The organism is Enterococcus sp. DIV0970a (genome assembly GCF_051711265.1).
GTDB classification, from domain to species: Bacteria; Bacillota; Bacilli; order Lactobacillales; family Enterococcaceae; genus Enterococcus_D; species Enterococcus_D casseliflavus.
On the sequence record NZ_JBIOMF010000001.1, the window covers coordinates 1,022,558 to 1,043,972 of the forward strand.

The following is a 21,415-nucleotide window of genomic DNA, read 5'->3' on the forward strand; positions in this document are numbered from 1 at the left end:
AATATTGATGGCTTTGCCAGGTGTTGTCTGGTTTATCTTTTTTTTCTATATACCTGTATTCGCAAATGTGGTGGCGTTCAAAGATTTCCACATTTCACCAGACGGCTTTTTTGCCAGTTTGAAACAAAGCCCATGGGTCGGCTTTGATAACTTTAAATTTTTATTTGCATCCAATGATGCATGGCTGATCACTAGAAATACCCTACTCTACAATATCGTATTTTTAGCATTCAACCTATTCTTTGCGATTGCCTTTGCCATTATTATGAGTGAGCTGCGCAATAAGCGCTTGGTAAAAGTGTATCACACGATGTCCCTGTTGCCGTACTTCCTTTCTTGGGTGGTTATTTCGTACTTTGTCTATGCCTTTTTGAGTCCAGACAAAGGGATCATTAACCAATGGATCACGGGTATGGGCGGTGAAGGAATCAACTGGTATGCTGATCCGAAATGGTGGCCGTTTATTTTCGTCTTTATGAATGTCTGGAAGAGCTTAGGTTACAACAGCATCATCTATTATGCGTCAGTGGTCGGGATCGATCAAACGTATTACGAAGCCGCGATGGTCGATGGTGCCAGCAAATGGCAGCAGATTAAAAATGTGACGTTGCCACAACTGATTCCAATGATTTCCGTCTTGTTGATTTTGAACATCGGTGGGATCTTCCGTGCCGACTTCGGACTTTTCTATCAAGTCCCACGAAACTCTGGGGCGTTGTACCAAGTCACCTCCGTTTTAGATACGTACATTTATAATGGACTGACTGCCACAGGCGACTTCGGGATGACCGCAGCTGCCGGCCTTTATCAATCAGTTGTTGGGGCATTATTATTACTAACAGCGAATTTGGTTGTTCGTAAACTAGAACCAGATTCAGCATTATTCTAAGGAGGATGGATAAATGAAGAAAAAAGTAACGAAAGTCGAGATCCGCTCCTTTAACCCAACGGTCAACCTGATTTTTAATATCGTGATCGGTCTGTTCGCGATTTCCTGTGTCTTGCCGTTTCTCTTTGTGATCGCGATCTCATTGACCAGTGAAACCTCTTTGGCAGAAAACGGCTATCGCTTTTGGCCACAAGAATTTTCGTTCGCAGCATATACCTACCTGTTTAGCGGACAAATGAGCAGCAAAATTTTCCAAGCATTTGGCGTATCTATTTTTATCACTGTTTTTGGTACCTTCGTCAATGCAACGATGACTTCGCTATATGCCTATGTCATCTCTCGCTCAAATTTTCCATTCCGTCGGTTCTTTACGATCTTCGCTTTGATCACCATGTTGTTTGCGCCAGGGATGGTTGCCAATTACTTAGTGATGGTCAACTTGATCCAATTGAAAGATACGATTTGGGCATTGATTTTACCCCTTGCCTTAGGGCCTTTTAATATCCTTGTTATGCGGACCTTCTTTAAAAAGACGGTACCAGATAGTATTATAGAATCTGCGCGCATCGACGGTGCCAGCGAAATGAAGATTTTTCTATCCATCGTGTTGCCGTTAGCGGTTCCAGGGATCGCGACGATCAGTCTATTTGCCGCTCTTGGCTATTGGAACGACTGGTTCAATGCATTGTTGTATATTCAAAAAGACTCTTTAGTGCCGTTACAAGCACTTTTGATGCGGATTCAAAGCAATTTGGACTATCTAGCCAAAAGCTCCGGCATGGCTGCCCAGATCCAAGGCGGTTTGGCCGCTTTGCCAAGCGAAACTGCTCGCATGGCAATCGTTGTTGTTGCAACCTTACCGATTGCGATCACCTATCCATTCTTCCAACGGTATTTTGTCGGTGGTCTGACAATTGGTGGCGTCAAAGAATAATCAAATAAGTATAGGGAGGAAACAAAAATGAATTTGTGGAAAAAAACAGCTTTTGCTGGGATGGCCGCAGCGGCAACTTTGGGAATGGCTGCCTGTGGGTCGAACGGCGCAACATCCAATTCAGAAAACAATGCAGACGGCGTAACGACTTTATTGATGTATCAAGTCGGGGACAAGCCAGAAAACTTTGATCAATTAATGGAGATCGCCAATAAACGCATTGAAGAAAAAACCAACGCTCGCATCGATCTGCAGTATATCGGCTGGGGTGATTGGGATCAAAAAATGAGTACCATCATTTCATCGGGTGAAAACTACGATATTTCCTTTGCCTCAAACTATGTTGCGAATGCGCAAAAAGGCGCGTATGCAGATTTGACGGAGTTAGCACCAAAATATGCCAAAGAAGCGTATGATCAATTAGACGAATCTTATATCAAAGGCAATACGATCGACGGAAAATTATATGCCTTTCCAGTCAACGGCAATATTTATGCCCAACAAGTCTTGACCTTCAATAAAGAGTATTTAGATAAATATGATTTGGATATTAGCGGGATCGAATCTTATGCAGATGCCGAAGACGTGTTGAAGAAGTTTAAAGAAGAAGAACCAAACATCGCACCGTTTGCGATCGGACAAACCTTTAATGTTTCTGGAAACTATGATTATGTGATCGGGAAAGATTACCCATTTGCTGTTAAATTGGACGGCGATACAACGAAGATCATCAATCAATTCGAAGATGATGAACAAATGGAAAACTTGAAATTGATGCACAAATGGTACAACGAAGGCTTGATCCCAACTGATGCAGCCACTAATACGACTGGTTACCCATTAGAAGGCAACACATGGTTCATGCGTGAAGAAACCCAAGGACCAATGGATTACGGCGATACGATCTTAAGCAATGCCGCAGGTCATGAATTGGTTTCACGCCCAATCACGAAACAATTAAAATCAACAGGCCAAGCGCAAATGGCAAACTTTGTCGTAGCGAATGTTTCGAAAAACAAAGAAAAAGCAGTGGAAGTGTTGGGCTTGTTGAACAGCGATCCTGAATTGTTGAATGGATTGGTTTGGGGTGTCGAAGGCGAAGCATGGGAAAAAATCGAGGGCGAAGACAACAAAATCCGTCTCCTTGATGGCTACTTGCCAAATACCCGGATGGCTGCTTGGAACACTGGGAACAACATGATCCTTTATACACAAGAATCCATCACAGACGATATGATCAAAGAGCGTGATGAAAATATTGCTAACGCTGAAGCATCACCAATCTTAGGGTTCAACTTCAAGACTGATAATGTGAAAACAGAAATCACGAATATCGCCAATGTCATGAACCGTTACAAAGCAAGTTTAGCAACGGGAACGATCGATCCAGAAGAAAATGTTCCGAAACTAAACGAAGAATTAAAAACCGCTGGCTGGGAGAAGGTCCGCGATGAAATGCAAAAACAATTTGATGAGTATCGTGCAAGCCAAGAATAAGCAACAGGCGCCGCTCACCAATCAATAGATCAAGTAAGCCGGAGGCTAAACGCATCAGGACCAATGGTTCCCACGTCTAGCTTCTGGCTGCTTTTTCTTTAAAGTAAGTAGCGAAATCTTTGATGAAAAAATAACGTTACTTTTGTTTTTTAACCTTCAAGCAGCAAGCATAGTGCCTCTAAAACGTACATAGCATTAAAAGATTCTCAGGTAGCTTGAGTAGGAAGCTAAAATCATGCTACATTTTCGATAGGGAACAAATAAGGGAGGAATTTTAAATGGAAGAAACAGCAAATAGTGGGTTGGTCAAGGGCTTTCGCTTGATTTGGGCGATCGTGAAGTTGAATTTGTTTTTCGTCGTATTGACATTGGCAGGTGGCGGAATCTTAGGGATCGGTCCAGCGTTTCATACCATTAGTACCTTGATCCATGAAGACGGACTAAATTATGAGCATCAAAGCTTTCGCAGCGCATGGCGCATTTGGCGCAGCGTCTTTGTCAAAGCCAATAAACAGTTTTATCTTTTCTTCCTACTGACAGGTTTCTTAGTGTATAACTTGTATTTAGCTACCCAGATCCAAGGCTTGATTTGGCTGATGATCACTTTTGTTTTAGTTGTCGTCAGCGGATTGAGTATCTTACTGTACTTACTAAGTGTGGTTTTTGACACATCCTATGAGATTTCCTTGTGGAATAACCTGAAATTGTCCTTCGTGTGTCTGTTTCTTCATATGGCGACCTTTCTAAAATTGTTAGTGGGGATTGCCAGTATTTTCGCTTTTACTTGGATGATGAAAGGGCTCTTGCTCTTTGGAACCTTTAGTCTATTGATTTTGTGGTGCCATGTGGCGATCAGTCAGGAAAAAACCGTCATTGATCGGGACTTGGCACATGACTAAGCAGCGCTTTCGTTTGTTTAAACATGACTTTTTGATCAATCAGTTGATGCAGTTGTATAGCGTCCTTTTGGTGATCATCTCGATTATTATCATGCTGGTTCTGACGGCATATACTGGGGCAGACCGCTTCAATAGCAGCGAACGCCTCGTGGAAGCCACCAGTATGCAGCTGGATGCATACGTGCAGGATCAAAACGCGGTCGTCTCAACGGTATTAGGCGAATTTACCAGTTCGGATACTGCTTTTGAATCGCTGCGCAATTATTTACAGCTTTCATTGCCAGACTATTTTTCCTATAGTAATGATATTTTTCGCCAGACGGGTCAAAGTGTGTATTTGCCAAACATCCTCTATCGCTTGATCCGTAATCATCCTAGTATCGAAGAGATCATTATTCAACTGGATGAAAGCAATGAGACACTAGTGGCAACCCCAGATACCCCTTATGGAGAAAAACGCAGCGGCAAGCAGATCGATTTGAAAAATCGTCTGTTTTTTGTTCGTTCGATCGCCCAACCAAGTAATTATGCGCAACCGTTAGGGCAAGTCTACGTGATTTTTCACTCAGACGATGTCTTAGCCAATCGACAAGAAGACAACCAAGCGCATGGTATTAACAGTTTTTTGTATACCTCCAATGGTCAGCGGCTATACAAGGATGCCGCGAACCTTAGCAAGCAGACCTTAGCGAAAATTGATCAGGCGGTGGCTCATGGAACTATTCACGACACTCTGTCGAAAGACTTTTATATCAAAAAACAAACGACCGTCAGCGGAGAGTTGTCACTGATCTTGTTGTCAAAAGGTGTGATCTGGCGGGATATTTTTTCTAGCGCCATTTGGATCTTTAGCTTTGGGATTGGGATTCTCTTATTAGTCCTATGGGTGCTCCATCGGACCTTCAAGCGCTATACCTCGCAAGTACAGCAGATCGTCTATGCGACGAAAGAAGTCAGTCAAGGGAATTTTGATAAGCGGATCGATACCGCCAATGTCCAACAAGAGCTGAAAGAAATCGCAGAAGCCATCAATCAAATGACTTACAGTATCAACGAGTATATCAAAGACATCTACACGTTAGAGATCAAGCAGCGAGACGCCGATATGCGGGCGCTGCAAGCACAGATCAATCCGCATTTTCTGTATAACACGTTAGAATACATTCGAATGTATGCCTTGAGTCGCAACCAAGAAGAGCTGGCGGATGTCGTCTATGCCTTTTCGGCACTGCTACGGAACAATACGACGCAAGAAAAGACGAAGACCTTAAAAGAAGAAATCGATTTTTGTGAAAAATATGTCTACTTGTTTCAGATGCGCTACCCAGATAAGATCGCCTATCATGTAACCATCGATTCGGCATTAGAACAGTTGGAATTGCCGAAGTTCACGCTGCAGCCGCTTGTCGAAAACTATTTTGTTCACGGCATCGATTATCAGCGCAATGATAATGCCATCAGTATCAAGGCTTATAAAGAAGTCGATCAGATCGTGATTGAGGTCAAAGACAACGGCAAAGGCGCAGATGCACAGCAGTTGGCGATGATCCAAGAAGAACTGCAAAATCAGGAGATCGGAGCCCAAACCTCGATCGGGATCAAAAATGTTCACGAACGGTTGCGGGGTATGTTCAACAGCGCCTATCAAATGGACGTTACATCTCAGGCAGGTGCTGGGTTTACGGTCAAGATCCGCTTAGATGAGAAACGTTTGCAAAGGGGGCATGAGACAGATGTATAAAGCAATGTTAGTTGATGATGAATACATGATCTTGCAGGGGCTGCAAATGATCTTGCCTTGGCAAGAACTGGGCTTTGAGGTGGTGCATACAGCGAAAAGTGCTAGTGAAGCCCTCGAGTACTTGCAAGAGCATTCCGTTGATTTGCTGATCACGGATATTCGGATGCCAGAAATGAACGGCATCGATATGATCCGCCAAGCACAAGCGTTTGGGAATCGATTTTTCTCGATCATTCTATCAGGCTATCAGGAGTTTGCCTTTGTCAAACAAGGCATGGCGTTAGGTGTGCGTAATTATCTCGTCAAACCTGTTAACAAAGAAGAACTACGCAGCAGTGTACAAGCAATTGCAGCTGAGTTAGAGGAGCAGCAAAAACTGTTGGCAGAAAAAGAACTGTATCAAGAATCAAGCCTGCTGCTTTGGTTGAATGATGAATTGAACGAAAGCGAGTACCTCCATTTGCTGGCGCAACAGCGGGTGCCACTAGCAGCACCCTTTACCGTTTTGCAGTTCAATGGGACTGCTGAGATCTTACAAAAAATCACGACGTTTTTTCAGCAACACGATCAGCCATTGATCTTACCAGGGCGATTAGATGAAAACCAAGTGATCATTACTGCTGCTGGACCAAGGCAGCAAATCAACGCTGATCTAAAAGCACTGGCACAGCAGCTCAATAGTACTGACTGGCAGTTGATTATGAGCGAGACCATCAACGAGTGGGAGAATTTGTATAAAGCCTATGAAAAAATCAAGCAGGTTCAGTCACTGCAAGCCTTCTACCCAGATCTGTTCTTACAAGAACAGACGATCCACGTGGATATTTTAGAGCGAAACGAAGAACTCCCGTTTCTATCTTTTAACAAAGCACTGACCATTGGGGATGTCAAAACGATCCAACATGAGCTGGATAAAATGTTCGCTATTTTGGAACAAACCCAAGCAGACCCTGAGCATGTTCGCTATGTTTCGTTCTTGTTGTTCAATGATATTTATCGGCAGCTGCCAGTACTTTCCCACGAAAACCATGAACAGATTTTGGCACGGATTCGTGAGTCTAATACACTGGCAGATTTGCGGCAGCTCTTTGATGATGTGCTGGAGTTGGCGAAATCGCAGCCGCCGCAAAAACGCTATTCAGAGATCGTTCAAAAGACGATCCAGTTGATCGAAGAAGGCTATACCCATGATTTGACGGTCAAATCAGCGGCTGAAGAACTGCATGTCAGTGTCGTTTATTTGGGGCAGCTCTTTAAGAAAGAAACGGAAATGAGTTTTAATCAGTACGTCAATCTGGTGCGGATCAAGCAAGCCCAGCAGCTGCTGCTTCATTCGAAAGCCACGATCAGTGAGATCGGCGATCGTATTGGTTACAACAATACCAATTATTTTTCCAAAATGTTTAAGAAATTGAATGGTCTGACCCCCAAAGAGTTTCGCGATACCTATGAACAGCATTATGAATCTCTTGATTGAATTTAGATTTCTTCAAAAAAAATCTGGTTTTTGTGATTAAATGATAGTAATTGTGACGCTTTCACGGTAAACTAAGAGAGGAAAAATAAAGAAGAGAGCGTGATGTTGTGAAAGAAACCAAAAAATTTGCACAAGTTTTGATAGGTACCGGGCTGATTGCGTTGGCCATTTCCTTATTGATCACCGCCCATCAAGGATATGATACGATCAGTACGTTTTTACTAGGAATTTTGAATTTCGTCGATGTCCCTTTTTGGATTGCCAGTTTGTGTTTTAATATTATTGTTTTGTTGATTGTTGCAGTCTTTGATCGTGCCGAATTAGGCATTGGCAGTTTTATCAACGGGATCGGCTTAGGCCTGTTGATCGGGATCTTTGAACCAGTGATGGACAAAGTATCGATTCATTTGCCTTTTTATCCTTGGATCGCTATTTTCGCAGCACCGATCTTATTTGGGATCGGCGCTGGTATCTACGTTTCTTCCAACAAGGGATCAGCGGCGTTAGAAGCCTTGACTGCCTTGATCTACAAACGAAGCAAATTGACGCAAAAAACGATCCGTATCGGCTTGGATGCAGCCATGGTCTTGATCGGTTTTGCGCTAGGCGCCAGTGTTGGGTTAGGTACTCTCTTGTGTATCGTCTTTATTGGCCCAATCTTTGAAGCCACCATGAAAACCATCGCTGCTCGGAAGAAAAACGCCTAGCCTTGAGAATAAGTCGGAAAAAGCTGTCTGTGAGGACAGCTTTTTTGCTGCTTCCATTTAAGGGAATTATCTGAGGGAAGAAAAATCCTGATTTCCTTAAGATTCTCTGGGTAAAAAAAGTGTTTTCTCCATGGTTACTGTCTTATTGGACTTGGTATACTGATAAGACGAGTAAAGGAGAAGTGAAAATGAAAAGTTATCGTTCGACGATTGCGGCTTGCTTTGTAGGGTACATCGTTCAAGCCGTCATCAATAATTTTGCCCCCTTATTATTTTTGACCTTTCAAAGCCAATACCAGCTACCGATCAGCCAGATTACTTTGCTGGTTAGTTTTAACTTTTTGACCCAGTTAGCCGTCGATTTTGCAGCAATCTTTTTTGTAGACCGCATCGGCTATCGAGTGTCGATCGTAGCCGCGCATTTTTTTGCAGCGATCGGCTTGATTGGTCTAGCCGTTTTTCCCTTATGGTTTCCGACCCCGTTTAGCGGATTGTTAGCAGCGGTTTTGTTGTATGCCATTGGCGGTGGCTTGCTGGAAGTCTTAGTCAGTCCCATCGTTGAAGCCTGTCCAACGGAACATAAGGAAAAAACGATGAGCATGCTGCACTCGTTTTATTGCTGGGGGTACGTGGGGGTCGTTTTGTTCTCAACGGCGTTCTTCATGGTGTTCGGTATTCAACAGTGGCCGATTTTGGCGATCATCTGGGCACTGATCCCGTTGGTCAATTTGTTTTTCTTTACCAAAGTCCCGTTGGCGCCAATCGTTGCCGAAGGAGAACGAGGGTTGACCACTCGGCAGCTCTTTTCCTTGAAAAGCTTTTGGCTGTTTCTGGTGATGATGGTCTGTGCTGGAGCCAGCGAACAAGCAGTCAGCCAATGGGCATCGACCTTTGCCGAACAGGGCTTAGGCGTTAGTAAGACGCTAGGCGATTTAGCAGGGCCAATGGTTTTTGCCTTGATGATGGGGATCTCCCGCTTGCTTTACGGCAAGTTTGGGGAACGCATCGATTTGAAACGCTTTATGTTTTTGAGTGTTTTGCTTTGCCTACTGGCGTATATGATGATCGGCTTTGCTTCATTGCCATTGATCGGGTTCCTTGGCTGCGGCTTAAGCGGTTTTGCCGTAGGGATCATGTGGCCAGGGGTCTTTAGTCTTTCTGCGCAATACATTCGCAACGGCGGAACGGCGCTATTTGCTTATTTGGCATTAGCAGGAGATTTAGGGTGTTCAATCGGACCCGCTGTCGTCGGCAGTATCGTCGAATGGACGGGACAACAGCTGCAGGTTGGGATTCTAGGGGCGATCGTTTTCCCGATCATCTTGCTGGCAGGAATTTATTTGGTTCAACAAATGCACAAAAAACGACAGCTTCCGTTGCTGGTTTTTCAAGAATCCACAAAAGAATAAAAAAATTTTGAAGCAAATGCCGTCTTTTCATGGTATTTGCTTTTTGTTTTCTGAAATTCCTCTAGTCAAGATAGTTTCTATCCGCTATACTTTGACTTATTCATTTAAAAAGGAAGTGATGTTGTGAAAAGTCAATTGAAAAAAGAAATCAGTTTTTTTGGGGCATTATCGACAGTAATGGGAACGGTGATCGGCGCCGGCGTGTTTTTCAAAGCAGCGGCTGTGGTCCAGCAGACCCAATCCACCGGTTTGACATTGTTGGTCTGGCTGCTTGCCGGCTTTCTAACGATTTGCGGCGGTTTGACGGTGGCGGAGTTAGCGACGGCGATTCCTGAGACTGGCGGACCCATTCGATATATTGAAAGAATTTATGGGAAATTACCCTCCTTTTTATTAGGCTGGGCACAAAGTATCATTTACTTTCCAGCAAACGTGGCGGCTTTAAGTATTATTTTTGCGACCCAGTGTTTGAACTTATTTCATCTACCCAGCAATTATTTGCTTCCTTTATCGATTTTGACCGGAACGAGTGTGACCTTGATCAATCTTTTGGGAACAAAAGCCGCTGCTCAAGTCCAGTCCGTCACGTTAGCAGTCAAGCTGATTCCGATTGCGGTGATCATCGTGGCGGGCCTGTTGACACCAGGGCAAGTATCGGTCTCATTGGTGGATTTTTCTTCCAATACTCAAGGATCGCTTGCAGCTGGCATCAGTAGTGCCCTCTTAGCAACCCTTTTTGCTTATGACGGCTGGATGGGAGTCGGTAATGTCGCTGGGGAAATGAAGCGACCCGAAAAAGATTTACCAAAAGCCATCATCTTTGGGTTGAGTTTTGTTACCTTGGTGTATGTGTTGATCAATGTTGCCTTTTTAAAAACATTGCCGATCGATCAAATCGCTGGTAATTTGAACAGTGCTTCAGAAACTGCGATGGCCTTGTTTGGTAGCTTTGGCGGAAAACTGGTCACGATCGGTATCCTGATCTCTGTGTATGGCGCATTGAACGGCTATACAATGACTGGCTTGCGGGTCCCCTATGCCATGGCGTTGGAAGATGAGATTCCTTTCAGCAAGACCTTTGCCACTTTAAGTAAAACCACCAATGCACCCTATGCGGCGGCTTTTTTACAATTAGGGATCGCGTGTATCATGATGCTTTTAGGCACCTTTGATCTCTTGACCGATATGCTGGTTTTTGTTATGTGGTTCTTTAGTGTATTATTATTTGTAGGAGTTTTTCGTTTGCGAAAAACAGAACCGCAGATGAAGCGTCCGTATAAAGTTCCCTTCTATCCAATCATTCCCTTGATTGCGATCTTAGGTGGCTGTTTTATCTTGATCATGACCTTGATCACTGACACGTGGTTAGCAGTCGTGGGAATTGGCGTGACATTACTAGGAATTCCCGTTTTTTATGGAAAAGCAAAAGGAAAAGCGAGAGGAGCGAAAGAATGAAGATCGTTGTACTTGATGGCTATGCGTTGAATCCAGGAGATTTGTCTTGGCAAGGGTTTGAAGAATTAGGAGAGGTGACGGTGTATGATCGTACCTCGTATACAGATAAACAAGAAATTATTGAGCGAATCGGCGATGCCGAAGCAATTTTGACAAATAAAACGCCGATCACCGCAGATGTGCTCAAAGCATGTCCGCAATTGACCTACATTGGGGTCTTGGCAACTGGATACAATGTCGTTGATTTGGCAGCAGCGAAGGAACAGGGAATCACCGTGACCAATATTCCTAGCTACAGTACAAATGCAGTGGCACAAGCGACCTTTGCTTTGCTGCTGGAAGTGACGAATCAAGTGGGACACCATAATCGTTCCGTGCATCAGGGCGACTGGCAAACCAGCAAAGATTTTTCTTATTGGCAGACACCATTGATGGAATTGGCAGGCAAAACGATTGGGCTGATTGGATATGGTGCAATTGCTCAAGCAGTTGCCACGATCGCTCATGCGTTTCAGTTGAAGGTGATCTACTTTAATCATCGACCAAAACCAGCACAAGCGGATTGGGCAAAACAAGTTTCGCTGGCGGAATTGTATCAAGAAGCAGATATCATCAGCCTTCATGTTCCGCAGTTTCCTGAGACAGAAAAAATGATCGATCGCACAGCATTGGCACAAATGAAATCTTCTGCGATCCTGATCAATACCGCCCGTGGCGGCTTGATCGATGAAGCGGCAGTTGCTGAAGCGCTGCAAACAGGGCAGATCGCAGCCTTGGCGGCAGATGTCGTTTCAAAAGAACCGATCGCAGCTGACAATCCCTTATTACAGGCGCCAAATTGCTATTTGACACCGCATATCGCTTGGGCACCCGTCGAAACGCGGCGTCGTTTGATGGGGATTGCTGTGGCGAACTTAAGCGGCTTTAAAGCAGGTACACCGCAAAATGTCGTGTAAGCAAAACGAGCAAGTAAAAGGACTTTAACAAAACAGGCGACTAGCAAAGCAGTTAGTCTCGCCGACACAGTAACCATTTCGACCAGTCATCCAGCCTCACAAGGTGATCGGTCGTAGGACTGGGGGTTTGTCTAAGTCTTTTTTTGCTGAAAATGAAAGGAGACGATCTTGAAAAAGTATTATTATCTAGCGGCCTTTGTTAGCGTGCTGGTCTTGAGCTGGCTGATCCAAACCCAAAGCAGCCGCTTTTATGCACAGCCGATCATAGAAGTACAAACGGTTCAAGTCACCTCCGACCAGCAGCAGATCCAAGGGATCGTTCGTAACGGAGAAGAAGCTGGGGTACTACGGACAGTCACTACGCAATACACCCCCAACGGTGCGATTCATCCATTGTATCAGACCTGACAACAGCTGCTTTTGCAAAAAGAAGGGGATGGCTGGCAGGTACAAGCACAAAAACGGGATGGGTATCTCTTTTTCTTCCTTGCCTTATTTTTGATGGCAGTAGTCGCAATTGGTGGCAAAAAGGGCTTGCGGGCTTTACTTAGTATCTTTGTGAATACTGGCTTGCTGCTCCTTTTTCTTTGGTTTCACAAAGGCAACAGCTCCTTTTCATTGGTCTTCTTGATGATCGTTTTTACGATCGTCTCGTTGGTTTTGACGATGGGGATTTCCTATGGCTTTCGTACGATCGACAGCCGTAAAATCATTGCCTCGTTAGCCAGCGTCCTCTTGGCGTTTTTTCTCTGTCGGTTCGCCATGGATCTTTTGCAAGATCATGGGTTGCGCTATGAAGAAATGTCGTTTCTGACCCGTCCGTATCGCAGTGTCTATCTAGGGAGTCTGCTGATTGGCGCGATTGGTGCCAGCATGGACAATATTGTCATGCTGATTGCCAGTCTAGATGAGATCCAGCGCATCAATCCCCAGACTAGCCGCAAGGAACGATTAGCGATCGGTCGGTCCATCGCGCAAGATACGACTTCTTCGATGATCAATGTCTTGTTGTTTGCTTATTTAAGTGGGAGTATGCCAGCGCTATTGTTTTACCTAGCAAATGGCTGGCTGCTGTCGCAAGCATTGCCGATGCATCTTTCTTTAGAAATAGTGCGTACATTATGCGGCGGCTTTGCGCTGGTTTTATCGGTACCGTTGACGCTCCTTTGCTTTGAACTACAAAGGAGGAAAGCAAAATGAATGTTTTGTTTGTGTTGAGCTTGCTTTTTCTCTTGCTGACCTTCGCTGTTTTTCGGATCGAAGGGCTGTTTCAAGTCACTGGTCTGTTTATGAATGTGGCTGTCTTTCTAGCGCTGCTGGTCCTGATTGACCGAGGGACACCGATTTTACCAGCGGCTTGTGTTGCCTTTTTAACCGTGGCGGCGATCACCTTGTTTTTCGTGAACGGCGTCAATCAGAAAACCAAAATTGCCTTTGTCTGTGTGTTGGTCTTTCTAGGGATTTTTCTACTACTATTTCCGCTTGTGCTCTCTGCAATGAATCTGCATGGGTTTTCGGCAGAGGAACTGGATGAGTTGGCGATGTATTCCTTTGATGTAGCCATCGATTTTAAGACATTGATGACTGCGATCATTTTGATGAGTTTTTCGGGGGCGGTGGCAGATGGGAGTATGGCGATCAGCACTGCGACCTATGAACTTTTTCAAGCAAACCCGCAAGTCTCGATCAAGGCATTAAGTAAAAGTAGTATGACCGTGGTATCAGACGTATTGTCTTCAACGATCAATACCTTATTGTTTGCCTTTATGGGAAGTAATCTGGCGTTGATTGCGTGGTTTCAAGATTTGTCGATCTCCTTTGGTGAAATGATCAATTCGAAGGCGTTCGTCTCAGAATTGGTCGTTTGTTTGATCACGGGTCTGGCAGCGGTGATTATTTTACCCATCACCGCATGGGCAGCAAGTTGGTATTTTTTGAAAAGAAACCGAATGGAATAGGAAGGAGCGCAACCACCATGGAACCACTAATTGAAACTAAGCGATTAGTCCTGCGAGAAATGAGTCACGACGATCGACCAGCAATTGAAAAGATTTTGCAAGATCCAGAAGTTATGATTGCCTATGAAGGACCCTTCAGTGAGCAAGAAGTCACTGGTTGGATCGACAAACAGCTGCAACGCTATCAAAACGATCACATTGGCTTGTGGCTAGTGATTGAGAAAGCATCCGGGCAAGCGATCGGTCAATGCGGGTTGACATGGCAAGACGTCAAGGGAGAAGCCGTTTTAGAAATTGGGTACTTGTTTCAAAAGAACTCCTGGCATCATGGGTTTGCCACAGAAGCCGCCCAGGCTTGTAAAGACTATGCGTTTGCAACGCTGAATGCCGCCAGTGTTTATTCGATCATTCGTGAGACCAATCAAGCCTCCATAAATGTGGCATTGCGCAATGGAATGAAGCTGGTGGATCGCTTTGTCAAACACTATCGGCAAGTGGACATGCCGCATCTTGTGTATGCTGTGGCGAAAGAGATGTGAAAAACGAAAGAGTGCTTTTTTCGATTTAGACAATAAAACGCCCTTAGAAAGTTAGCTTTTTCTAACTTTCTAGGGGCGTTTTTTATGCTTGCGTAAAGCTTTTTCGTTCGATGAGTTCAGCCCCTAAAAGGACTGTTTTGGTGATCGCTCGAGGATGAACGATCTGATCCACCAATAAATCGATCGCGGTTTTGGCGATTTCCTCCACATCAATTTTAAAGGTTGTTAGAGGGGGAGCCACAAATTTTGCGATCTCATTGTCGTTGATACTGATTAATTCCAAGCGATCAGGAATGATGATGGATCGTTCGTTTAACGCTTGGAGCACACCAACTGCGATGGTGTCAGAAGCCACAAAGAGCGCCTCTGGCAAATTGTCACCAAGGGATTCCACCATTTTTTTCGCCAAACGATAGCCGGTTTCAACGGAAAAATTGCCACCACTAAATAAGAACGCCTCATCGAGCGCATCTCGACGAGCCAGCGTTTGACGGAAGATGACCTCGCGACTATCCATTTCTGCACGTTGGGTATCAGGATTTAGATAAGCACCACCAATAAAGCCGATCTTTCGGTATCCTTTTGTTAAAAATAGATCGATCGCCAGTTGCGTCATTCGATCAGTATCAGGTTTGACCGTATCGAACAACTCTGGACAGGGGTTGATTTCCAAAAGGACGCCATAGGGGCAAACGGATTTGAACTGCTGCGTTTCTTTCTCAGTGAAAGAGCCAATCCCAATAAATCCGGCGACTTCTTGCAGTGTTTCTAAAACATCATCTTCATGGGTGATCAGTTGAATTTCCAAATTGTTGATTTTCGCATATTTTTCTAAAGAGATACGCAATTGTCGAAAATAGACATCTTGCAGCTCTTCTTGTTCTGTCAGCCAGAAAAGGACGGCGATTTTTTCTAGTGTTGTTTTTATTTTTGAGCGATCATAACCTAGTGATAAAGCGGTATGAATAATTTTTTGACGCGTATCGGCAGCGATCGACAACGATTCGTCGCCTTTCAATAATCGGGAAACAGTCGCTTGTGAAAAGCCTGATTGCTCGGCAATTTTTTTTATTGTAACCAATCTTCTTCACCTCTTTCTTCTAGTATACGCTAACAACTTTACCAAGTAAATGAATTTACTAAATATATTTACTCAATAGTGAAAGTTTAGAGCGTGGTGGTATTTTGAAAAATTATTTTTGAGATAAACCTTGATTTTATCCGTTTATTTACTCCGTTGAAGAAATTAATTTAGTAAAACTATTTACATATTAAGTAAAATAATTTATTATAAACAAGAAGATAGCGTTTGCAAAATAAAGAAAAGGTGGAGAAATGATGATGAAAAAAATGTCTCGAGTTCTTTTTTTAAGTGTAGCAGCTTTAGGATTAGGTGCTTGCGGTCCACAAAGTGAAGGGACAGATAGTACTGCAGCAAATAGTGGCAGCAATAAGGACTATGATCTATTGGTCTGGGAAGACCAAGCAAAATCAGTTGGGATTGAAGAGGCAGTCAAACAATTTGAAGAAGAACACGATGTGACGATCAAAGTGGTCGAAAAAGCCTATGGTGGACAGATCGAAGATTTACGATTGGATGGACCCGCTGGTACAGGTGCGGATGTCATCACGATTCCTGGCGATCAAATCGGTACAGCCGTTACCGAAGGTTTGTTGAAAGAATTAACAGTCGATCAAACGCTACAAGAGCTGTATACAGAATCAGCAATGCAATCGCAAATCGTTGACGGCAAAGTCTACGGCTTACCAAAAGCGGTTGAAACACAAATTTTGTATTATAACAAAGAACTAATTTCCGAAGATGACTTGCCACAGACAACGGATGAGTGGCTGGAGTATTCCAAGTCTGTTTTAGGTGCTGACAGTTATGGGTTACTGGCATTATGGGATCAAATTTATTACGCACAAGGTGTATTGAGCGGTTATGGCGGTTATGTTTTTGGCGAGAATGCCGATGGATCCTATGACCCTGAAGATATTGGATTAGCTAATGAAGGCGCGATCGAAGGGGCAGACTATATCCAACAGTTTTATGATGCAGGTGTTTTTCCATCGGGATTGGTCGGTGAACAAGGAATCAATGTGTTGGACTCTTTATTTACGGAAGGAAAAGCTGCCGCTGTCATCTCGGGACCATGGAACTTGTCTCCTTATAAAGAAGCGGGCATCGACTATGGTGTGAAAGAATTGCCATTATTAGGCAATGGTGAACATATGGGTTCCTTTATCGGTGTCAAAAGCTACAACGTAAGTAGCTATTCCCAAAACCCTGAATTAGCTGAAGCGTTCGTCAAATTTATCAGCAATGAGGAAAATTCAAAAGTTCGTTATGAAAAAACACAGGAAGTACCAGCGGTTGCTTCATTGGCAGATGATCCAGCAGTTCAAGAAAGTGAAAGTGCTGCAGCCATTGCCGCTCAGTCCCAACACGCAGAACTAACGCCTGGGATCACTGAAATGAATTCAGTATGGGAACCAATGGATGCCGCATTGCAAACCATTGCTACTGGAAAGGCTGAACCGAAAACAGCTTTATCACAAGCAGTCGAACAGATCAAATCAGCCATTGCGGCAATTCAAAACTAGAAAGTCGTCTCAAGGACAAACGTTTCGGAGGTCATTCATCACTAGGAATCAAGTAAGGCCGAACGAAACGTTTGTCAGCGGCTTTTTCTTACAGGGGGCGAAAATGTGAAAAACACGCAGTCGTATGCAAAACGAGCAATGCTATTCTCGATCATACCAGGATTCGGTCAATTTTATAATCGGCAAAAAATCAAAGGCGCTTTATTTTTCTTCTTTTTTGCTATGTATCTTGTCGTCTTTAAAGATTTATTTAATATGGGACTTTGGGGCATCGTGACATTAGGCGTGGAAGTGCCGAGAGACAATTCCATCTTTTTATTAGCAGAAGGATTAGTTGCCTTGATCGTCATCGGTTTTGGTCTGTTGTTCTATTATTTAAACATCCGTGATGCCTATAAAAACGGTGAATTAAGAGACAATGAGCTACCAGTCAACTCTATCCGTGAAAGCTACCAGGCACTATTAAGAGAAGGCTATCCTTATTTAATGAGTAGCCCAGCATTTTTCTTACTCGTGTTTTCTGTTATTTTTCCGATTCTCTTTAGTATCGCGTTAGCTTTTACGAACTATGATCTGTATCATTCTGCACCTGCCAATTTAGCAGATTGGGTGGGATTAGAGACCTTTAAGAAGATTTTTACTGTCGATATTTGGCGTAGTACCTTCTTCAATGTTCTGGGCTGGACAGTTATCTGGACCTTGATCGCCTCAACGTTACAAGTTTCTATCGGAATATTTTTAGCGGTGCTGGTGCATCAAAAAGAATTACGACTCAAAAAGTTCTTTCGAACGATTTTGATCCTCCCATGGGCAGTTCCGGGATTTGTTACGATTTTGGTGTTTTCAGGAATGTTCAATGATTCCTTTGGTGCGATCAATCATTCGATTTTGAATTTCTTCCAGATTTCACCGATTCCTTGGCTAACGAGTGCGAATTGGACCCGCTTAGCTTTGCTACTGATTCAAGGCTGGCTAGGCTTTCCGTATATTTTTATCGTGACTACAGGAACGCTGCAATCCATTCCTGATGATTTGTATGAGGCGGCGACCATCGATGGTGCTTCAGCTTTACAAAAATTCCGCCGAATCACATTGCCATTATTGCTTTATGCAATGGCACCGATTTTGATTACGCAATATACGTTTAACTTCAACAATTTCAATATCATTTATCTGTTTAATTCTGGTGGACCAGCAGTTCCTGGTTCGACCGCTGGTGGTACCGATATTTTGGTTTCGTGGATCTATAAGCTAACGATGCAAAATAGTCAATATGCACTGGCAGCAGCGTTGACGATTCTCTTATCGATCGTCGTGATCGCGATTGCTTTATGGCAATTCCGCCGAACAAATTCATTCAAGGAGGTTGGATAAGATATGAAGGCAGCAAGTATGAAGAAACAAAAATTTGTCCGCCTATCCTTGACGTATCTCGTACTGATTTTTACGGTAGTAGTGATCGTCTACCCTTTACTTTGGACGATCGGTGCTAGTTTTAATCCTGGGAACAGTTTAGTAAGTACGAGTTTGATTCCGACGAGTCCGACATTAAGTCACTACACGAAATTGTTTGCTGGTGACAACTCGCTTTATTATAGTCAATGGTATTTGAATTCATTAAAAATCAGTGTATGCACCATGTTCTTGTCACTGATTTTTGTCTCCATGACGGCGTATTCCTTTTCACGATTTCGTTTTACAGGCCGTAAAAATGGGTTGATGCTGTTCTTACTACTACAAATGATCCCGCAGTTCTCTGCCTTGATCGCAATTTTTGTATTGGCGCAAATGCTCGGCTTGATCAATAGCCATTGGTTGCTGATCTTGATTTACGTTGGGGGCCAGATTCCCATGAACACGTACTTATTGAAAGGGTATTTTGACTCGATCCCGTTAGATTTAGACGAGAGTGCCAAGATAGATGGCGCAAGCAATACGCGAATATTCTGGCAAATTTTGATTCCTTTATCACGACCCATGCTGGCAGTCGTTGCCATGAATGGCTTTACTGGACCACTTGGAGACTTTGCCCTGTCTTCTGTGATTTTACGTAATCCTGAGTACTATACATTACCCATCGGGTTATACAAATTAGTCACGGATAAAATGGGAGCCAGCTATACAACTTTTGCGGCAGGGGCTATTTTGATCAGTATTCCGATCGCGCTCGTCTTTATTGCATTACAAAAACATTTTGTCTCCGGTTTGACCGCTGGTGGCACAAAAGGATAGGAAGAGAAGATGACAAGATATAACTTAGAAGAACGCTTTTTACATGGTGGGGATTATAATCCTGACCAGTGGCTAAATTATCCCGAGATCTTAGCTAAAGATTTAGAACTAATGGAAAAAGCTCATGCTAATACATTTTCCCTTGGTATTTTTGCTTGGAGTGCCTTAGAGCCAGCAGAAGGGGTGTTTCAATTTGAATGGTTAGACAAAATCATGGATGAGCTAGCCGAACGAAACAGCAACGTCATTTTAGCGACGCCAAGCGGCGCGCGTCCTGCCTGGTTGTCTAAAGCATACCCTGAAGTTCTACGAACCAATGAAAAACGGGAAAAAATGTTACACGGCGGGCGTCACAATCACTGCTTTTCTTCACCAATCTATCGTGAGAAAGTGGCGATCATCAATCGGAAATTAGCTGAACGCTACCACGATCACCCAGCACTATTGATGTGGCATATTTCCAATGAGTATTCTGGAGATTGTCATTGTCCCATTTGCCAAGAAAACTTTCGTCAGTGGGTCAAGCAGAAGTACCAAACATTAGCAGCCTTGAATGAGGCCTGGTGGGGACCTTTCTGGAGCCATACGATCACCGATTGGTCGCAAATCGAATCTCCTTCACCGATCGGCGAAATGCAAGTTCATGGACTAAATCTAGACTGGCATCGTTTTGTGACCGATCAGACCATTGATTTCTATGAACATGAGATCAAAGACATTCGTCGTTTGTCTCCAGATGTACCGATCACAACGAATTTCATGGCAGATACCCGAGATTTGATTCCCTTTTATAGCCTTGATTATGGAAAATTTGCCCAGCATGTAGATGTCATTAGTTGGGATTGTTATCCTGCTTGGCATAATGATTGGGGAACGACCGCTGATTTGGCAAGTAAGGTTGGGTTTATCAATGATCAGTACCGTAGCTTGAAAAAGCAACCTTTTTTGATCATGGAATCAACCCCTAGTGGTGTGAATTGGCATCCAGTCAATCGCACGAAACGCCCCGGGATGCATCTGTTGTCTTCTATGCAATTTATTGCTCACGGTTCAGATAGTAATCTTTATTTCCAATGGCGAAAATCTCGAGGCTCATCTGAGAAGTTCCATGGGGCCGTCGTGGACCATGACAACGACGAACAGAATCGTGTTTTTCAAGATGTAGCAGAAGTGGGAAAAGCCTTAGAAGAAATCAAAGAAGTCAAAGGATTGCACAAAAAAGCCAAAGTGGCGATCATCTATGATTGGGATAACAATTGGGCGCTCAATGATGCGCAAGGTTTTGGTTTGGAGAGCAAACGCTACCCACAAACGTTGCAAGAGCATTATCGCTATTTTTGGGATCATGACATCGCGGTTGATGTCATCACGAAAGACCATGACTTTAACTCTTACCAATTGATCATCGCTCCGATGCTTTACCTTTTACCAAAAGAAACTATGAAAAAGTTTCAACAGTATACGAACAATGGCGGGACGCTGGTTTCCACTTATTTGACGGGGATCGTGAATGAAACGGACTTGACCTATTTAGGGGGCTGGCCCCAAGAGTTAGAAGAACTGTTTGGTGTGTCTGTGAAAGAAATCGATACGTTATATCCGAAACAAAAAAATCTGCTTTTAATGAAGGAGCAGCAGTACCAAATTCATGATTATTGTAGTGTTGTTCAAACAAACACTGCCCAAACGTTAGGGGTCTACGGTGCTGATTTTTATCAAGGTCAAGCTGCAGTGACCGTAAATGTTTATGGTGAAGGAAGTGCCTACTATCTTGGGGGACGGACGGATCAAGCCTTTTTGGAAGACTTCTATCAAGAAGTAACACAACAGCTTCGCATACAAAATGAGTGGGTCCGTCAAGGTTCAACGAACGTGTCGATCCAAAGTAGAGAAAGTCAGCAAGAGCAGCTTACTCCGACTACCTATTATTTTGTGATGAATTTTTCCGAAGAAAATCAAGAAGTAGAGGTAGCAACTTCAGGAATCGATTTGCTTACTGGAAAAACGACAAACCAAAAGCTTCAGTTGGCGCCTTATGAGGTGCAGATTATCAAAGTGACAGCACCAGATCAATAAAGACTATTGTGTCAATTATATGAAAAAAGAAGTACTTAC

The 21,415-nt window shown here is 43.6% G+C and carries 17 protein-coding genes and 1 pseudogene; 17 read left to right on the forward strand and 1 reads right to left on the reverse strand.

Translation table 11 applies throughout. From position 1 onward, the window contains the following. The first annotated feature begins 7 nt into the window (after positions 1-7). The 13 genes and pseudogenes from IGK14_RS04835 (at position 8) to IGK14_RS04895 (ending at position 14,461) form a co-directional block, all read left to right on the forward strand. A complete protein-coding gene (locus IGK14_RS04835) occupies positions 8-889 on the forward strand; it encodes an ABC transporter permease (RefSeq protein ID WP_086294872.1) in 882 nt (293 codons plus the stop codon). 13 nt (positions 890-902) lie between these two features. Beyond that, positions 903-1,823 (forward strand): carbohydrate ABC transporter permease, encoded by a 921-nt coding sequence (locus IGK14_RS04840; protein WP_005225516.1) that lies wholly within the window; start codon positions 903-905, stop codon positions 1,821-1,823. A 27-nt stretch (positions 1,824-1,850) separates the two neighbouring features. After that, a complete protein-coding gene (locus IGK14_RS04845; RefSeq protein ID WP_154694299.1) occupies positions 1,851-3,320 on the forward strand; it encodes an ABC transporter substrate-binding protein in 1,470 nt (489 codons plus the stop codon). A gap of 278 nt (positions 3,321-3,598) precedes the next feature. Continuing rightward, on the forward strand, positions 3,599-4,219 hold the full coding sequence (locus tag IGK14_RS04850) for a DUF624 domain-containing protein (protein WP_154694300.1): 621 nt from the start codon (positions 3,599-3,601) through the stop codon (positions 4,217-4,219). Next, a complete protein-coding gene (locus IGK14_RS04855) occupies positions 4,212-5,960 on the forward strand; it encodes a sensor histidine kinase (RefSeq protein WP_074535017.1) in 1,749 nt (582 codons plus the stop codon). The genes IGK14_RS04850 and IGK14_RS04855 overlap by 8 nt, the downstream gene beginning before the upstream one ends. Next, complete coding sequence (locus IGK14_RS04860) at positions 5,953-7,437, forward strand: response regulator transcription factor (protein WP_438711710.1); 1,485 nt, start codon at positions 5,953-5,955, stop codon at positions 7,435-7,437. Before IGK14_RS04855 ends, IGK14_RS04860 begins: the two co-directional genes overlap by 8 nt. A 107-nt stretch (positions 7,438-7,544) precedes the next feature. Continuing rightward, the gene (locus IGK14_RS04865) at positions 7,545-8,144 is read left to right on the forward strand and encodes a YczE/YyaS/YitT family protein (RefSeq protein WP_005225521.1); all 600 of its coding nucleotides are present in this window, start codon (positions 7,545-7,547) and stop codon (positions 8,142-8,144) included. A 188-nt stretch (positions 8,145-8,332) separates the two neighbouring features. Continuing rightward, positions 8,333-9,553: an MFS transporter gene (locus IGK14_RS04870; protein WP_010747782.1), complete on the forward strand. Its 1,221-nt coding sequence runs from the start codon at positions 8,333-8,335 to the stop codon at positions 9,551-9,553. Positions 9,554-9,676: 123 nt separating this feature from the next. After that, the gene (locus IGK14_RS04875) at positions 9,677-11,008 is read left to right on the forward strand and encodes an APC family permease (protein WP_010747783.1); all 1,332 of its coding nucleotides are present in this window, start codon (positions 9,677-9,679) and stop codon (positions 11,006-11,008) included. Then, the gene (locus IGK14_RS04880; RefSeq protein ID WP_015509314.1) at positions 11,005-11,964 is read left to right on the forward strand and encodes a D-2-hydroxyacid dehydrogenase; all 960 of its coding nucleotides are present in this window, start codon (positions 11,005-11,007) and stop codon (positions 11,962-11,964) included. Before IGK14_RS04875 ends, IGK14_RS04880 begins: the two co-directional genes overlap by 4 nt. 168 nt (positions 11,965-12,132) lie before the next feature. Then, positions 12,133-13,164: pseudogene (locus IGK14_RS04885) on the forward strand (YibE/F family protein). Then, positions 13,161-13,922, forward strand: a complete 762-nt coding sequence (locus IGK14_RS04890) for a YibE/F family protein (protein ID WP_194185459.1) — start codon at positions 13,161-13,163, stop codon at positions 13,920-13,922. Before IGK14_RS04885 ends, IGK14_RS04890 begins: the two are co-directional and overlap by 4 nt. Positions 13,923-13,939: 17 nt before the next feature. Next, positions 13,940-14,461, forward strand: coding sequence for a GNAT family N-acetyltransferase (locus tag IGK14_RS04895; RefSeq protein WP_194185460.1), 522 nt, complete (start codon positions 13,940-13,942; stop codon positions 14,459-14,461). An 82-nt stretch (positions 14,462-14,543) separates the two neighbouring features. On the opposite strand, the gene IGK14_RS04900 is transcribed toward IGK14_RS04895, so the two are convergent. Next, positions 14,544-15,542, reverse strand: coding sequence for a LacI family DNA-binding transcriptional regulator (locus tag IGK14_RS04900; RefSeq protein ID WP_081116594.1), 999 nt, complete (start codon positions 15,540-15,542; stop codon positions 14,544-14,546). Between the two features lie 254 nt (positions 15,543-15,796). Between IGK14_RS04900 and IGK14_RS04905 the strand changes: the two genes are divergently transcribed. From IGK14_RS04905 to IGK14_RS04920, 4 genes are all read left to right on the forward strand, one after another. Then, positions 15,797-17,068, forward strand: a complete 1,272-nt coding sequence (locus IGK14_RS04905; protein WP_194185461.1) for an extracellular solute-binding protein — start codon at positions 15,797-15,799, stop codon at positions 17,066-17,068. Between the two features lie 138 nt (positions 17,069-17,206). Next, positions 17,207-18,442 (forward strand): carbohydrate ABC transporter permease, encoded by a 1,236-nt coding sequence (locus IGK14_RS04910; protein ID WP_016608233.1) that lies wholly within the window; start codon positions 17,207-17,209, stop codon positions 18,440-18,442. Positions 18,443-18,445: 3 nt separating this feature from the next. Beyond that, positions 18,446-19,300, forward strand: a complete 855-nt coding sequence (locus tag IGK14_RS04915; RefSeq protein ID WP_010747791.1) for a sugar ABC transporter permease — start codon at positions 18,446-18,448, stop codon at positions 19,298-19,300. Between the two features lie 9 nt (positions 19,301-19,309). Beyond that, on the forward strand, positions 19,310-21,376 hold the full coding sequence (locus IGK14_RS04920; protein WP_249850504.1) for a beta-galactosidase: 2,067 nt from the start codon (positions 19,310-19,312) through the stop codon (positions 21,374-21,376). Positions 21,377-21,415 lie beyond the last annotated feature (39 nt).

What these genes read in the sequence shown, in the direction of transcription:
- IGK14_RS04835 (WP_086294872.1), top strand. Translation starts at nt 8, where the DNA reads ATGGCTTTGCCAGGTGTTGTCTGGTTTATCTTTTTTTTCTATATACCT.
- IGK14_RS04880 (WP_015509314.1), top strand. Translation starts at nt 11,005, where the DNA reads ATGAAGATCGTTGTACTTGATGGCTATGCGTTGAATCCAGGAGATTTG.
- IGK14_RS04905 (WP_194185461.1), top strand. Translation starts at nt 15,797, where the DNA reads ATGATGATGAAAAAAATGTCTCGAGTTCTTTTTTTAAGTGTAGCAGCT.
- IGK14_RS04840 (WP_005225516.1), top strand. Translation starts at nt 903, where the DNA reads ATGAAGAAAAAAGTAACGAAAGTCGAGATCCGCTCCTTTAACCCAACG.
- IGK14_RS04855 (WP_074535017.1), top strand. Translation starts at nt 4,212, where the DNA reads ATGACTAAGCAGCGCTTTCGTTTGTTTAAACATGACTTTTTGATCAAT.
- IGK14_RS04845 (WP_154694299.1), top strand. Translation starts at nt 1,851, where the DNA reads ATGAATTTGTGGAAAAAAACAGCTTTTGCTGGGATGGCCGCAGCGGCA.
- IGK14_RS04850 (WP_154694300.1), top strand. Translation starts at nt 3,599, where the DNA reads ATGGAAGAAACAGCAAATAGTGGGTTGGTCAAGGGCTTTCGCTTGATT.
- IGK14_RS04860 (WP_438711710.1), top strand. Translation starts at nt 5,953, where the DNA reads ATGTATAAAGCAATGTTAGTTGATGATGAATACATGATCTTGCAGGGG.
- IGK14_RS04910 (WP_016608233.1), top strand. Translation starts at nt 17,207, where the DNA reads ATGCTATTCTCGATCATACCAGGATTCGGTCAATTTTATAATCGGCAA.
- IGK14_RS04915 (WP_010747791.1), top strand. Translation starts at nt 18,446, where the DNA reads ATGAAGGCAGCAAGTATGAAGAAACAAAAATTTGTCCGCCTATCCTTG.
- IGK14_RS04920 (WP_249850504.1), top strand. Translation starts at nt 19,310, where the DNA reads ATGACAAGATATAACTTAGAAGAACGCTTTTTACATGGTGGGGATTAT.
- IGK14_RS04890 (WP_194185459.1), top strand. Translation starts at nt 13,161, where the DNA reads ATGAATGTTTTGTTTGTGTTGAGCTTGCTTTTTCTCTTGCTGACCTTC.
- IGK14_RS04895 (WP_194185460.1), top strand. Translation starts at nt 13,940, where the DNA reads ATGGAACCACTAATTGAAACTAAGCGATTAGTCCTGCGAGAAATGAGT.
- IGK14_RS04870 (WP_010747782.1), top strand. Translation starts at nt 8,333, where the DNA reads ATGAAAAGTTATCGTTCGACGATTGCGGCTTGCTTTGTAGGGTACATC.